The 14,501-nt window shown below is 64.5% G+C and carries 11 protein-coding genes and 2 pseudogenes; 5 read left to right on the plus strand and 8 right to left on the minus strand.

Translation table 11 applies throughout. The annotated features are described in order from the left end of the window. Positions 1-151: 151 nt before the first annotated feature. From polA to eno, 3 genes and pseudogenes are all read right to left on the minus strand, one after another. Positions 152-3,151 (minus strand): DNA polymerase I, encoded by a 3,000-nt coding sequence (gene polA, locus ACPFMJ_RS18145; protein WP_424361298.1) that lies wholly within the window; start codon positions 3,149-3,151, stop codon positions 152-154. Between the two features lie 276 nt (positions 3,152-3,427). After that, a pseudogene (locus tag ACPFMJ_RS18150) lies at positions 3,428-5,641 on the minus strand (valine--tRNA ligase); the annotation flags it as partial. A gap of 99 nt (positions 5,642-5,740) precedes the next feature. Next, positions 5,741-6,977, minus strand: a pseudogene (gene eno / locus ACPFMJ_RS18155) (phosphopyruvate hydratase); the annotation flags it as partial. Here eno and ACPFMJ_RS18160 point away from each other — a divergent pair. From ACPFMJ_RS18160 to ACPFMJ_RS18170, 3 genes are all read left to right on the plus strand, one after another. After that, positions 6,960-7,532 carry a hypothetical protein gene (locus tag ACPFMJ_RS18160; RefSeq protein WP_424363944.1) on the plus strand — a complete coding sequence of 191 codons (573 nt, stop codon included), beginning with the start codon at positions 6,960-6,962 and terminating at the stop codon, positions 7,530-7,532. The pseudogene eno and the gene ACPFMJ_RS18160 sit on opposite strands and share 18 nt — an antisense overlap. 75 nt (positions 7,533-7,607) lie before the next feature. Next, complete coding sequence (queF, locus tag ACPFMJ_RS18165) at positions 7,608-8,069, plus strand: preQ(1) synthase (protein ID WP_424361299.1); 462 nt, start codon at positions 7,608-7,610, stop codon at positions 8,067-8,069. Positions 8,070-8,128: 59 nt separating this feature from the next. Next, the gene (locus ACPFMJ_RS18170) at positions 8,129-8,854 is read left to right on the plus strand and encodes a hypothetical protein (RefSeq protein ID WP_424361300.1); all 726 of its coding nucleotides are present in this window, start codon (positions 8,129-8,131) and stop codon (positions 8,852-8,854) included. A 37-nt stretch (positions 8,855-8,891) separates the two neighbouring features. On the opposite strand, the gene ACPFMJ_RS18175 is transcribed toward ACPFMJ_RS18170, so the two are convergent. The 4 genes from ACPFMJ_RS18175 to ACPFMJ_RS18190 form a co-directional block, all read right to left on the minus strand. After that, positions 8,892-9,260, minus strand: coding sequence for a hypothetical protein (locus tag ACPFMJ_RS18175; RefSeq protein WP_424361301.1), 369 nt, complete (start codon positions 9,258-9,260; stop codon positions 8,892-8,894). A gap of 75 nt (positions 9,261-9,335) precedes the next feature. Next, on the minus strand, positions 9,336-10,181 hold the full coding sequence (gene kdsA / locus ACPFMJ_RS18180; protein ID WP_424361302.1) for a 3-deoxy-8-phosphooctulonate synthase: 846 nt from the start codon (positions 10,179-10,181) through the stop codon (positions 9,336-9,338). Between the two features lie 11 nt (positions 10,182-10,192). Next, complete coding sequence (locus ACPFMJ_RS18185) at positions 10,193-10,828, minus strand: uracil-DNA glycosylase family protein (protein ID WP_424361303.1); 636 nt, start codon at positions 10,826-10,828, stop codon at positions 10,193-10,195. Next, complete coding sequence (locus ACPFMJ_RS18190) at positions 10,828-11,439, minus strand: glutathione S-transferase family protein (protein WP_424361304.1); 612 nt, start codon at positions 11,437-11,439, stop codon at positions 10,828-10,830. The genes ACPFMJ_RS18185 and ACPFMJ_RS18190 overlap by 1 nt, the downstream gene beginning before the upstream one ends. 129 nt (positions 11,440-11,568) lie before the next feature. Between ACPFMJ_RS18190 and ACPFMJ_RS18195 the strand changes: the two genes are divergently transcribed. Then, the gene (locus ACPFMJ_RS18195; RefSeq protein ID WP_424361305.1) at positions 11,569-13,113 is read left to right on the plus strand and encodes a sensor histidine kinase; all 1,545 of its coding nucleotides are present in this window, start codon (positions 11,569-11,571) and stop codon (positions 13,111-13,113) included. A 51-nt stretch (positions 13,114-13,164) separates the two neighbouring features. Here the strand turns inward: ACPFMJ_RS18195 and ACPFMJ_RS18200 are convergent, their stop codons facing one another. Continuing rightward, a complete protein-coding gene (locus ACPFMJ_RS18200; protein ID WP_424361306.1) occupies positions 13,165-13,419 on the minus strand; it encodes a general stress protein in 255 nt (84 codons plus the stop codon). A 355-nt stretch (positions 13,420-13,774) separates the two neighbouring features. Between ACPFMJ_RS18200 and queC the strand changes: the two genes are divergently transcribed. Continuing rightward, a complete protein-coding gene (queC, locus tag ACPFMJ_RS18205) occupies positions 13,775-14,494 on the plus strand; it encodes a 7-cyano-7-deazaguanine synthase QueC (protein WP_424361307.1) in 720 nt (239 codons plus the stop codon). Positions 14,495-14,501: the final 7 nt, after the last annotated feature.

Raw genomic sequence — 14,501 nt, forward strand, 5'->3', positions numbered from 1 at the left:
TGCAGGCTCCTCAGCATGAGGGGCTTTCTCCTGCTGCATCACACACATAGGCCTCATCCTGAGGAGCGAACGCAAGCTCGCGTCTCGAAGGACGAGGCCGCTCTCTCAAGGTTTGTCATCAGCCTATGCGCGCCTGAAGGCTCGCGCTCCCTCAATGCGCCTCGTCCCAATTCTTCGCCGCGCGGGCGTCGACATGCAGCGGCACGCTCATCTGCACGGCGGGGAGCGGCGCCTGCTCCATGATGCTGCGGGCGACCTTTATCGTCGCTTCGGCTTCCGCCTCGGGCGCCTCGAAGACGAGTTCGTCATGCACCTGCAGCAGCATCTGCGTCGAGAGGCCCGCGTCCAGTAGCGCGTCGTCCATACGCACCATGGCGCGGCGAATGATGTCGGCGGCGGCGCCTTGAATCGGCGCGTTGATTGCCGCGCGCTCGTAGAAGGCGCGGTCGGAGGGGTTCGCTGACGACATGCGCGGGAAATGCAGCGACCGGCCGAAGATCGTCGTCACGCAATATTTCTCGCGCACCGTCTTCTTCGTCGCCTCCATGTAATCCTTGATGCCGGGGAAGCGCTCGAAATATTTCTTGATATAGGCGCTCGCCTCCTCGCGCGGGATGGAAAGCTGGTTGGCGAGGCCGAAGGCCGAGATGCCGTAGATGATGCCGAAATTGATCGCCTTGGCGCGTCGACGCACTTCCGGCGGCATGTCCTTCACCGGCACGCCGAACATTTCGGACGCCGTCATGGCGTGAATGTCGATCCCGTCAGCGAAGGCCTTTTTGAGCTGCGGAATGTCGGCGATATGCGCGAGCAGCCGCAATTCGATCTGCGAATAGTCGGCGCTGATCAGCACATGGCCGGGCGAGGCGATGAAGGCCTTGCGGATCTTTCGCCCCGCTTCGTTGCGCACAGGGATGTTCTGCAGATTGGGCTCCGACGACGACAGCCGTCCCGTCGTCGTCGCGGCGAGCGAATAGCAGGTATGGACGCGCCCCGTCTCCTTGTTCACGAAGCCGGGCAGCGCGTCGGCATAGGTGCTCTTGAGTTTTGAAAGCTGGCGCCAGTCGAGAATGCGGCGCGCGAAGTCGTTGCCCTCCGCCGCGAGGTCTTCCAGCACGCTCGCGGATGTCGACCAGGCGCCGGTCGCGGTTTTCTTGGCGCCGGGCAGACCCATCTTGCCGAAGAGAATGTCGCCCAACTGTTTGGGCGAGCCGAGATTGAACGTCTCGCCGGCAAGCTCGAAAATATCCGCCTCGTGCCGCGCCATGTCCTGCGCGAATTCGCCCGAGAGGCGCGAGAGCATGTGCCGGTCGATGGTGATCCCGCGCCGCTCCATGCGCGCGAGCGTCTCGACCATGGGCCGCTCAAGCGTCTCATAGACCGTCGTCTTACGTTCGGCTGGCAGGCGCGGCGCCAAGGCCCGCCACAGGCGCAGCGACACGTCCGCGTCTTCGGCGGCGTATTCTGTCGCCTTGTCGAGCGGAACGCGCGCAAAGCCGATGAAGTTGCGGCCCGTGCCCGCGACCTGCGCGAAAGTGATGTTTTCGTGGTCGAGATGCTTCTTCGCCAGCTCGTCGAGGCCGTGATTGTTGCGGCCCGTATCGAGCGCGTAGGAAATCAGCATCGTGTCTTCGATCGGCGCGACGGCGATCCCGTAGCGAGAAAGCACCTCCAGATCATATTTCATGTTGTGCGCGATCTTCAGGACGGCGTCGTCCTCGAAGAGCGGCTTTAGTTTGTCGATGACGGTTTCAATCGGAACCTGCCCCGCGACGAGATCCGCGCCGCCGAAGAGATCGCCATTCCCGCCTTCACGGTGCCCCACCGGAATGTAGCAGGCGCGGCCCGGGCCCAGCGCGAGGGAAACGCCGACAAGCTCACAGCTCATCGGATCGAGCGAGGTCGTCTCCGTGTCGAGCGCGACGACGCCGGCTTGATATGCGTCCGCGATCCATTGATCGAGACGCTCGACCGACATGATGGTTTCATACGTCGAACGGTCGATCTTCGCGGCGATCGCCTCGGCCTTGCGCTTCGCGGCGAGCGTCGAGGGCGCGTAGCCGTCGCCTGCCATTTTCTCGGCGGCAGGTTCGTGCTTTTCCTGCGGCTTCGGCGCCGCCGCATGATCGACCTCGCCATTGCGCGCGCGCCAGCCGGCGGGGCCGAGGAAATGCGGATCGGGTTCGATGTCGTGGATGTCGACGCCGTAAAGCTCGCCGACGCGGCGGGTGATGGTCGTGAACTCCATCGCCTGAAGGAAAGCGACGAGCTTCTTGGCGTCGGGCTGATGCAGGCCGAGATCGTCGAGCTTCGTCTCCACCGGCGCGTCGCGCACGAGTTCGACGAGCTTTTTGGAGAGGCGAATGAGCTTCACCGCGTCCGGGTCCGTCAGCGCCTCGCGGCGCTTGGGCTGCTTGATGCCGGGGGCTTTCTCCAGCAGCGTGTCGAGGTCGCCATATTCACTGATGAGCTGCGCGGCGGTCTTGATGCCGATGCCCTTGGCGCCGGGCACATTGTCGGTCGAGTCGCCCGCGAGCGCCTGCACGTCGACGACCTTGTCGGGCGTCACGCCGAAATAGTCGACGACTTCCGCTTCGTTGATCAGCCGCTCCTCGCGCGCGCCCTTGGCGCCCGCCGTTCCCGAGGCCGGGTCGTACATGGTGACGCCCGGACCGACGAGCTGCATCAGGTCCTTGTCGGCCGAGACGATGAGCACGTCCGCGCCTTTCGCGCGCGCCTGCGCGGCGTAGGTCGCGATGAGGTCGTCGGCCTCATAGACGTCCTGCTCGATCGGCGTGAGGCCGAAGGCGCGCACGGCCGCGCGCATGAGCGGGAATTGCGGGACGAGGTCTTCCGGCGGCTCGGAGCGATGCGCCTTGTATTCGGGATAGATTTCCTTGCGGAAACTGTTCTCGCTCTTGTCGAAGATGATGGCGAGATGCGTCGGCGTCCGGCCCGCGGCCCCTTCGCGCACGAATTGCAGGAGCTTGGTGCAGAAGAGCCGCACAGCGCCCGTCGGCAGGCGGTCAGAGCGATAGTTGTATTTCGCGTCCTGCCGGATGGACTGGAAATAGGCGCGGAAGACGAAGGACGAGCCGTCGACGAGGAAGACATGGCTGCCGGGGCCGACGGGTTTGTGCGTGAGGGTCATGGGCGTAGTTTAGCGGAGATGCCCCCTCCCTGTCCCTCCCCCGCTTCGCGGGAGAGGGGACGCTCACGATCAGCGCTGTGGATGAAGGCTTCGCGGCCCGAGGCGGCGATGAAGGCCGCGATCCATCCCTCCCCCCTTGCGGGGAGGGCAGGGTGGGGGAGCCGCAATCACGATCTGGATTGTCGACCCCCACCCTTGATCCCTCCCCGCAAGGGGGAGGGAAACGTGGCTCGCGATCAGCGCGGTTGATGAACGCGACAATCCTATCCCTCTCCTCGCCCACAGCTCTTCGGTGATGAAGGGCATGAACGGATGCAGCATCTTCAGGATCTGATCGAGCGTCCAGGCGGTGACGGCCCGCGTCTCGGACTTCGCCTCTGCCTCATCGCCAGCCAGCACCGGCTTGATCAGCTCCACATACCAGTCGCAGAAGACGTTCCAGACGAAATCGTAGATCGCGCCTGCGGCTTCGTTGAAGCGATAGGCTTCGATCGCCGCGCTGACGGCCTTCGCCGTCAGCTCGGTTTCGCCGATGATCCATTTATTGAAGGTCTGAGACGCCGTCTTCGGATCGAAGTCGCGCTGGCGCGCGCACTCCGTTCATCTCGGCGAAGCGCGAGGCGTTCCAGAGCTTGGTCGCGAAGTTGCGATAGCCTTCGACGCGCGACTTCGCGAGCTTGATGTCGCGGCCTGCGCGGCCATGGCGGCGAGCGTGAAGCGCAGCGCGTCCGCGCCGAACTCGTCGATCAGGACAAGCGGGTCGATGACGTTGCCCTTCGACTTCGACATCTTCGCGCCCTTCTCGTCGCGGACGAGGGCGTGGATGTAGACGTCTTTGAAGGGCACCTCCTTCATGAAGTGGAGGCCCATCATCATCATGCGGGCGACCCAGAAGAAGATGATGTCGAAGCCGGTGACGAGCACGCTCGTCGGGTATAGAAGCGCGCGAGTTCCGGCGTCTCGTCCGGCCAGCCGAGCGTCGAGAACGGCCAGAGCGCGGAGAGAACCAGGTGTCGAGCACGTCTTCGTCGCGCGTCAGGACAACTTCGTCGCCGTAATGCTTTTGAGCGAGCGCCTGTGCTTCCTCTGCCGTCGCCGCGACGAAGTATTTGCCGTCAGGCCCATACCATGCCGGGATGCGATGGCCCCACCAGAGCTGGCGCGAGATGCACCAGGGCTGGATGTTGCGCATCCATTCGAAGTAGGTCTTTTCCCAGTTCTTCGGCACGAAGACGGTCTTGCCGTTCTCGACAGCCGCGACGGCGTTTTTAGCGAGTTCGCCGGCATTGACGTACCACTGGTCCGTCAGCCACGGCTCGATGACGACGCCGGAGCGATCGCCGTGCGGAACGGTGTGGCCGGTCGGCTCAATCTTTTCCAAGAGGCCCAGCGCGTCGATATCGGAGACGACTTTGTTGCGCGCGTCGAAACGGTCGAGGCCGCGATAAGCTTCCGGCGCTTCGTCGTTGATCTTGCCGAAGGCATCGAGAATGTTGATCTGAGCGAGATTGTGACGCTTGCCGACTTCAAAGTCGTTGAAGTCGTGCGCGGGCGTGATCTTCACCGCGCCGGTGCCCTTCTCGGGATCGGAGTATTCGTCCGCGACGATCGGGATGTCACGGCCGACGAGCGGCAGTTTCACCTTGGCGCCGGCTTTCACCAGCGCCGCATAGCGCTCGTCCTCGGGGTGAACCGCGACGCCGGTATCGCCGAGCATCGTCTCAGGGCGGGTCGTGGCGACGACGATGTAATCCTTGTCGTAGCCCGGCACCTTGTGCGTGAGCGGGTAACGGAAGTGATACATGTGGCCGCTCGGATCTTTCGCGAGCACCTTTGCCAGCGCCGCCGCATCGAACGGCTCGCCGCTATCTTTCGACCACGAGAATTTTCCGCGCGCTTCGACTTGCACGACTTCGAGATCGGAGATCGCCGTGTGGAACTTCGGGTCCCAGTTGACGAGGCGCTTGTCCTTGTAGATCAGCCCCTCGCGATAGAGCTGCACGAAAACTTTGGCGACGGCGCGCGACAGGCCTTCGTCCATCGTGAAGCGTTCGCGCGACCAGTCGCAGGAGGCGCCAAGGCGCTTCAACTGCTCGACGATCTGCCGCCGGATTCTTCCTTCCACGTCCAGACGCGCTCAGGAATTCTCGCGGCCAAGCTCACGGCGCGACGGCTCTTTGTTGGCGCTCCATGAGCTGGCGCTCGACGACCATCTGCGTCGCGATGCCGGCGTGGTCGGTGCCGGGCTGCCAGAGCACGTCGTCGCGGCCGCGCATGCGCTGATAGCGGACGAGGATGTCCTGCAGCGTGTTGTTGAGCGCATGGCCCATGTGCAGCGAGCCCGGTGACGTTCGGCGGCGGGATGACGATGGAGTAGGGCGCGGCGCCGGCGCGCTCGGGGCGCCCGGCGCGGAAGGCTTGCGCCTCTTCCCAGGTCTCGCGGATGCGGCTCTCGATGGAGCGGGGATCGAAGGTTTTTTCCATGGTCATCGGGTAAGCCGGGCGTTCGTTACAAAAATCCCTCCCCTTTACGGGGAGGGTGGCCCGGCGAAGCCGGGTCGGGCGGGGTGGAAGTCTGCCGCGGTCGTCGCCGAGTTCTTCCTCGATGCGGATGAGCTGGTTGTATTTCGCCAAACGATCCGAGCGCGATAACGAGCCAGTCTTGATCTGACCGCAGTTCGTCGCGACCGCGAGGTCGGCGATGGTCGGAATCTTCCGTCTCACCGGAGCGGTGCGACATCACGCTGGTATAGCCTGCGCGCTGCGCCATATCTGACGGCGTCGAGCGTTTCGGTGAGCGAGCCGATCTGGTTGACCTTCACCAGGATCGAGTTGGCGACGCCCTTCTCGATGCCTTCCGCAAGCCGCTCGGTATTCGTGACGAAAAGATCGTCGCCGACGAGCTGCACGCGCTTGCCGAGAAGATCGGTCAAGATTTTCCAGCCGGCCCAATCATCCTCCGCCATGCCGTCCTCGATGGAAATGATCGGGAAGCGGTTTACGAGGTCTTCGAGGTATTTGGCGTTGGCGGCGCTGTCGAGCGACTTACCTTCGCCGGCAAGCACGTATTTGCCGTCCTTGAAGAACTCGGTCGAGGCGCAATCGAGCGGCGAGCATCACGTCGTCGCCCGGCTTGAAGCCCGCATCCTCGATCGCCTTCATGATGAAGTCGAGCGCGGCTTCGGCGGAGGGAAGGTTCGGCGCGAAGCCGCCTTCGTCGCCGACGGACGTGCGAGGCCTGCCTTCTTCAGCGCGCTTCTTCAGCGTCTGGAAAATTTCCGCGCCCCATCCGGATTGCATCGCGCACGCTGTCGGCCGCGACCGGCATGATCATGAATTCCTGGATGTCGATCGGGTTGTCCGCGTGGACGCCGCCGTTGATGATGTTCATCATCGGCACCGGCAGGACGCGCGCGTTGACGCCGCCGATGTAACGGTAAAGCGACAAATTGTTGGAGATCGACGCCGCCTTGGCGACAGCGAGCGAAACGCCGAGGATGGCGTTAGCGCCGAGGCGGCTTTTGTTGTCCGTACCGTCGAGCTGGATGAGGGCCGCATCGATGCCGCGCTGGTCTTCGGCATCCAGCCCCGACAGCGCATCGAAGATCTCGCCGTTGACGGCATCGACAGCCTTTTGCACGCCTTTGCCCTGGTAGCGCGCCTTGTCGCCGTCGCGCAGCTCGATGGCTTCGTGCGCGCCGGTCGAAGCGCCCGAGGGCACAGCGGCGCGCCCCTCGGCGCCGTCTTCCAGCACGACGTCCACTTCCACCGTCGGATTGCCCCGGCTGTCGAGAGGCCGGCGGCGCTGGTGCAGCGCTGCGAATATCCGCAGGGCGTCGCCTATATTCTCGACGTGAAGCCCGAGACCATGGCGAAATGGATCGAGACGGGCTGTAACGCCCATATGTCCGGCGTCGCCGCCTGCTTCGACCGGATGGTGAAATGCGCCGTCGAGAAGTCGAACGCCACCTTCGTCATCGGCGGCAATCTCGCCGCCGAGCGCAAGGGCGCGGTCACCAATATGTTCTATCGCAACGGCGTCGTCATCGCGGCGCCGGGGAACGGCAAGGCGGACGCCGTGCCGGTCGCCGAGCAGGAGAAGCTCGCCAAAACCCCGGAAGGCGCCGTGGAGGCGATGCAGGGCGGCGGCGCGGTGGCCTTCTGGCACACCATGCCCTTCCAGTTCGCGATCAAGGCCATCGACCTTGGCGTGCCTGCTGAGATGAACACGCCCGACCGCCGGCAGAAATGGCTGGAGATCATCCGCGCGGAAATGCAGGCGGCGCTCAAGACGGACGGCAACCGCTTTCTTTCCGGCTGGATGACGTCGCATCCGATCACGCTGCGCACGGGGGAATGCGCGGACGACCGGGATCCGTAAATTCCCTCTCTCCAACGCGTGGGGAGAGGGAGTCGAACGCCTTGACGCGCGCGACGGCCCGTTATCTTTAGCCCCATGACCAAGACCCATGAAGGCGCGCTTCTCCTTGGCGAGAAGGCGCCGCTTCCCGCTTCGCCGGACGAGGCCGAACTCGACCTCGTGCCCAATCCGCATAAGGACGCGACCTATCTCGTGCGCTTCACCGCGCCCGAATTCACCTCGCTCTGCCCGGTGACCGGCCAGCCCGACTTCGCCCATATCGTCATCGACTATGTTCCCGGCGAAAAGCTCGTCGAGTCGAAGTCCTTGAAGCTCTATCTCGGGAGCTTCCGCAATCACGGCGCCTTCCACGAGGACTGCACGGTGCGCATCGGGCGCGACCTCGTCGCGGCGATGAAGCCCAAATGGCTGCGCATCGGCGGCTATTGGTATCCGCGCGGCGGCATCCCGATCGACGTGTTCTGGCAGACCGGGCCGGCGCCGGAGGGGCTGTGGCTCCCGGATCAGGGCGTGCCGCCCTATCGCGGGCGGGGCTGAGGCTTTTCCAAAAACGCCGCTTTTCCCAGCTTAAAGGCGCGTCTCGCAGGAGGAGCGGCATGCAGAAGATCAAATATCGGATGGGCGGCGACGACCTGCGCCCGCGCCGCACCAAGCTCGAAATACCGGGCTGGGCGGGCCAGCCCGAGAAGCGCACGGACGGCTCGCACGAATACGCTTGGCATTGCGTGCCCTTCACCGAGGCCGCGAAATATGGGGTCGAGGTCTTTTACCCCTATGACAATGAGTTGAGGGTAACGACCCGCGGCGGCAAGCTGATCTTCGAGGGCGACTTCGGCCCGCCGCCCGCGCCCGGCCGCAACTGGCCGCCCTTCAGAGATTTCGGCGGCGCCTATTACACCTATCAGACCCTGCTGGACCTGAAGCCCGAGCCGGGCTTCGCCATCAAGGTGGAGACGCATCCCAGCTTCTACACGGACATGACCGGAACCGCTCCCATCGCCGTGCCGGCGATGATCCGCGAGTGGTGGCCGATGATCTACTTCATCGTCTTCAAATCGCCAGCCGAGGGCCAGACGCATATTTTCCGCCCAGGCGACCCGATGGCGCAGTTCACGATGATCCCGGCAGAGGGTGATTTCGAGCTGGCGCCGATGAGCGAAGACGAAGCGGCCGAGCGCGAATTGCAGTCCCGACGCATCTATGCGAGCCGGCAGACCTTGGGCGTCGACTCGCAATGGCTCTCGACGACGGACACGGTTTTCGACGGCACCTATCGCCGAATCCATGGCGCGGCGCGGAAACTGTCAGAGGACCAGAAATAATGCGCGCTCCCCGCGCGAGTCGGGGAGCGCCAGTCGCTCAGTAGCCCCACCCGTAGCCGTGGTGATGGTGGTGGTGATGGTAATAGGGCCGCCCCCATCCGCCGCCGCCCCAATAGCCGTGGTGATGATGATGGTGGTAATAGCGCCGCCGCGGAGCGTAATAATAATTGTAGTTCGGATAGTAATACGGGTTGCCGTAATACTGCGCCTGCTCGACGCGCGCCTCCGGCTCAGCCGCGGCGGCTTCCTTCAGCAAGGCCGCCGCATTGGGGATCGGTTGGAGGAGTTCGGCGTATGATTTCGGGGCCATGACGTCCGCGAGCGTCTGCGCCGCTGGCGCGGCCGCCGCCGCGAGCGGGGTCAGCGCGGAAATGGCGCCCACCAGGCCTGCTGTCTTCTTGTCCATCGAGCGATTCCTTTCGAGCCTATCTTCTTGGCCATTGGGGCGTTTTAGGGGCTCTTGCCGATCCTCGCGCCCGCCTCATGAATGCGCACTGAATGATTTGGCCAGCCGGTCGAAGGCGAGGAGCCCTTCGATCATCGCCTCCAGTTCCCGCAGCGGAATCTGCGTCGCGCTGTCGGAGATCGCCGCGTCCGGGTTCGGATGCGTTTCGACGAAAAGTCCCGCCACGCCGACAGCCACAGCCGCCCGCGCCAGCGTCGCCGCGAAGCGCCGCTCGCCGCCCGAGGAGGCCCCGCGCCCGCCGGGCTGCTGCACGGAATGGGTGGCGTCGAAAATCACCGGCGCGCCGGTCTCGGCAAGGATGGGCGGCGCCCGCATGTCGACGACGAGGGCGTTGTAGCCGAAGCTGGTCCCTCGTTCGGTGACGAGGGCCCCGGAAGCCCCGGCCGTCCGGGCTTTCTCGATGGAATGCGCCATGTCCCAGGGCGCGAGAAACTGGCCCTTCTTGATGTTGACGGGCCTGCCCGTCTGCGCGGCGGCGACGATGAGATCCGTCTGGCGGCAGAGAAACGCCGGGATTTGCAAAAGGTCCACGACCTCCGCCACGGGCGCGCATTGCCAGCTCTCATGCACGTCGGTCGTGACGGGCAGGCCAGTTTTCTCCTTGATCTCCGCAAAGATCGGCAGGGCCGCGTCGAGGCCGATTCCCCGCGCCGAGGCGCCGCTCGTCCGGTTGGCCTTGTCGAAGGACGCTTTGAAGACGACGCCAATCCCCAGCCCGTCCGACAGACGCGCGAGTTCAGTCGCGACTTCCAGCGCCATGTCGCGGCTTTCCAGTGCGCAGGGGCCCGCGATCAGCGCCAGCGGCCGGTCATTGGCGAAGACGGCGGCGCGCGGTCCCGATCCGATGGTGACGGTGTCCATGCCCGCTTGTCTCACTCTTTGACCAGCCGCGCGACCTCGGCGCGCAGAACCGGCAGGACGTCGGCCTCGAACCAGGGGTTCTTCTTGAGCCAGCCGCTGTTGCGCCAGGAGGGGTGGGGCAGGGGAAAAATCATCGGCCGCGCGTCCTGAAACTCCCGCCAGCGGGCGACGGTCTGGGAAACGCTCGCGCCCTTGGGCACATCGTGTCCGAGCCGCGCGAAATGATAGTCCTGCGCGTAGCGGCCGATGGCGAGAACGGTTTCGACCTGCGGCAGCGCCGCGAACAGCTTGTCGTGCCAGAGTTTCCGGCATTCGGGGCGCGGCGGCAGGTCGCCGCCGGCCGCGTCGTTGCCGGGAAAACAGAAGCCCATGGGCGCGATGGCGATGCGCGAGACGTCGTAGAAGGTGTCGCGGTCGACGCCCATCCAGTCCCGCAGCCGCTCGCCGGAGGGGTCGTTGAAGGGGATCCCCGTCTGATTGACGAGATTGCCCGGCGCCTGGCTCGCCACGAGGAGCCGCGCCGTGGGGGAGACCCGAAACACCGGGCGCGGCGCATGGGGCAGGGGCGCGGGCGCCTCCGCGCAATGGCGGCAGGCGCGGATTTGCGCCGAGAGCGCCTCCAGCCTTTTCGCCCGGTCGCCCGCCATCAGAGAGCCACGCTCGGCCGCGCGCCGATCGACGCCCGCCAGCGCGCGAGATTGGGCAGATCTTCGGGGATGCCGATCCGGGCGAGCTTGGTCAGCTCGAGCGCGACATAGGCCGTGATGTCGGCGATGGTGAAAGCGTCGCCCGAGACGAAAGCGCGGTCCGAGAGTTCGACGTCGAGATAGCGCATGGCCTCCACGGCGCGCGACCGCTGCGCCTCGGCAAAGTCGGGAAATTGCGGCCTCTCCAGAACGGCCATTCGGGGATGGCTGTGGCGGAAGGCGAAGGCGACGGGGAGGAAGAGCGCGAATTCCATGCGCCGCTGCCACATCTCGACGAAAGCCTGCTCCCGCACGCCGCGCCCGAAAAGCGGCGGGTCGGGATGGAGCCATTCGATATAGCGGCAGATCGCGACCGACTCCGTGAGAACCGAGCCGTCGTCGAGAACGAGCGCGGGGACCGCGCGCAGAGGGTTAATGCGCGCATAATCGGATTCCATATGCTCCAGCGCCATGAGGTCCACCTCCCGGGTAGGTAGGTCCACGCCCTTCTCGGCGAGAAAAATGCGGACTCGCCGCGGATTCGGCGCGCGCGGCGCATCGTAGAGCAGCATGTCTTCCTCATGGGGCTGGAAGCCTGAATATGGTCGAAATCGTGGCGATTTGTGAGGGGGCTGTTAATCTTTCCAAGCGATTATCGCCACCTAGTAACGTTTGAGTTTTGCCCTGCGTGCGTGTGAAGAATGAGTGAAGTCACCGCCGAAATGATCGAGCGTGGCCGCGGTCTCGATCCGCAGACGGCGACGCAGAAGCGTCGCCTCGGCGCCCGGGTGCGGCAGGCGCGCGAACGCCTGACCACGTCCGACACCGGACATCGCGGCACCGACCTGCAGTTGCTCAGAGCCTATGCGGAGACGCGCGTCAATTCGGCGGTCTCGGCGGTCTCGCTCATTTTGATGATGTCGCTGCTGGCGCTCTACTGGGTGCCGGGCCAGCGCATCATCATTTGGCTCGTCCTCGCTTTTTCGAGCCTCATCCTCTGCTACGGCATGGCCAAGAACCTCGAGTCCGTGGAGGACGAAAAGGTGACGGTCAAGCAGTGGCGCACTAAATTCGTCGGCACGGAGCTGGTGCACGGAGTCGTCTGGGCCGGCGTCGCGGCGATGCTTTTCGCGGCGAAGGATCCCAACGCCCGCACGCTCGTCCTGGTGATGCTGCTCCTGTCGTCGGCCTTCAATACGATGGTCACGGCGACAATACCGGCGGCGGTCTACGCCACGATCGCGCCCAGCTCACTCACCGCCATCGCCTATATTACCTACGTCAATCGAGGCGGCGGCGACACTTTCATCGCGTTGCTCGCGACCGTCGTGGCGACGCAGGTCTTCTTCTATGTGCTCGCCAAGCGCTTCCATCAGCTCGCCTCCGAAAGCCTGTTTTTCCGCGCCGAGAAAAACGAGCTGATCGCCGAACTGGAGCACGCCAACGCCAATATGGACGAGGCGCGACTGCGTGCGGAGGAGGCCAATCTCGCGAAGTCGCGCTTTCTCGCCACGATGAGCCATGAATTGCGCACGCCGCTCAATGCGATTCTGGGCTTCTCCGAAGTGCTGAAAGGCGAGCTTTTCGGTCCGCACGCCAACCCCGCCTATCGGGATTATTCAAACGACATTCATTCGAGCGGCCAGCATCTGCTGATGCTCATCAACGAAATTCTCGACCTCTCGCGCGTCGAAGCCGGACGTTACGAGCTGAAGGAAGAGAGCGTCTCGCTGGTCAATATCGCGCAGGAGTGCCGGCATCTGCTGACGATCCGCGCGCAAAAGCGCGACATCAAGCTCATCGAATCGGTCGAGCCGAGCCTGCCGCGCATCTGGGCCGACGAGCGCGCCGTGCGTCAGGTGATCCTCAACCTGCTGACCAACGCCATCAAATTCACCCCGCAGGGCGGACAGGTGACGCTGAAGGTCGGTTGGACCAGCACCGGCGGGCAATATATCGCGATCAAGGACACGGGGCCGGGCATCCCCGAAGACGAGATCGCCACCGTGATGTCCTCATTCGGCCGCGGCACGCTCGCGCAGAAGAACGCGGACGAAGGCACGGGCCTCGGCCTGCCGATCGTGAAGGGCCTCGTGGAGTTGCATGGCGGTCAGTTCATGCTGAAGTCGAAAGTGCGCGAGGGCACTGACGCCATTGTCGTGTTCCCGCCGCAGCGCGTGATGAACGCCCTGCCGAAATTCGATACGCCCGCCCAGCAGCGCGCGGCTCGCCGTCCCGCCGCCTAGCCTTTTCGCTCGCACGAACGATGCGAGCGAAAGGGAAACATCCGAACGCGCTTACTGAGGACGCTGGCCATGCGAGGCGTGCCCGCCCTTGCGGCCTGCGGTCGCGGCGAGCGTGCGGTCGCGGAAGAAGCTGCGATCCTTCGCGGCGACGCTCTGTCCGCCCTTGCGGCCGGCCTGCGCGGCGAGTTCGTGATCCTGTGAGAAGCTGCGCTTTTCCGCGGGAACGGATTTCCCGCCTTTTCGCGCGATTTCGAGATGCTTCTCGTGATCCATCGACGCGAAACCTCGATATGTAGACTGTCCCATATTCGCCTCCCTGGCGCTTTGCGAACAGCCTTTAAACTGTGAGCTTTGTGTACCTTGACAATGCGCTCAGTCCGAAGAAACGGGCGGGCCTTGCTCAAGGCGACGCTCGCCCGCAAGTCGCGTGGTTCTTGAATTCGTCCGTGGAACAAGGGCTTTCGAAAGAGTGCGGCGTTGTTCTGCTTGCGCGCACAAATTTTACGCATCTAACTGCGGCGGCAGTCACGCTCATGGCGCTTTGCGTCGCTTCTCGCCATCGCGAGCGATTGCAAGCGCGCTTGAAGGTTCGAGGCGCGCACGTAGAATGACGAAAAGTCGCGTCCTTCGCGCTCGACCGCCCTCCAGCATATGAGCGGCCATGGCCTCCGATCACAATGAGAGCGCGTCCGCGCTCGTTCTTTTCTCGGGCGGACAGGATTCGACGACCTGCCTCGCCTGGGCGCTCTCGCGTTTCTCGCGCGTCGAAACGGTCGGTTTCGATTACGGCCAGCGGCATCGCGTCGAACTCGATCGCCGCGCGGTTTTGCGGGAGGAGCTTGCGAAGCTCTCGCCCGACTGGAAGGCCCGGCTCGGGGAGGATCACACCGTCTCCATCGAAGCGCTCGGCGCCATCTCCGACACGGCGCTGACGCGCGAGGCGGAAATCGCACTGCGCGACGACGGCCTGCCGACGACCTTCGTGCCGGGGCGCAACCTGCTGTTTCTCACCTTCGCGGCGGCGCTCGCCTATCGGCGCGGCGTCAACGACCTCGTCGGCGGCATGTGCGAGACGGATTATTCCGGCTACCCGGATTGCCGGCACGAAACGATCCGCGCGCTCAATCGCGCGCTGACGCTCGGCATGGCGATGGATCTCGAAATCCATACGCCGCTGATGTGGATCGACAAGGCGGCGACTTGGGCGCTCGCCGAAGAGCTTGGCGGGCAGGCGCTCGTCTCGCTGATCGTCGAGGAGACGCACACCTGTTATCTCGGCGAGCGCGGCAAGCGGTTCGACTGGGGCTATGGCTGCGGCGAATGCCCCGCCTGCCAGCTCCGCGCGGCGGGCTGGGAGAAGTTCGTCCGTCAGCGGCCATAGAGAGAGG

The sequence above is a fragment of the Methylocystis parvus genome, from assembly GCF_049675845.1.
Lineage (GTDB): Bacteria > Pseudomonadota > Alphaproteobacteria > Rhizobiales > Beijerinckiaceae > Methylocystis > Methylocystis parvus_A.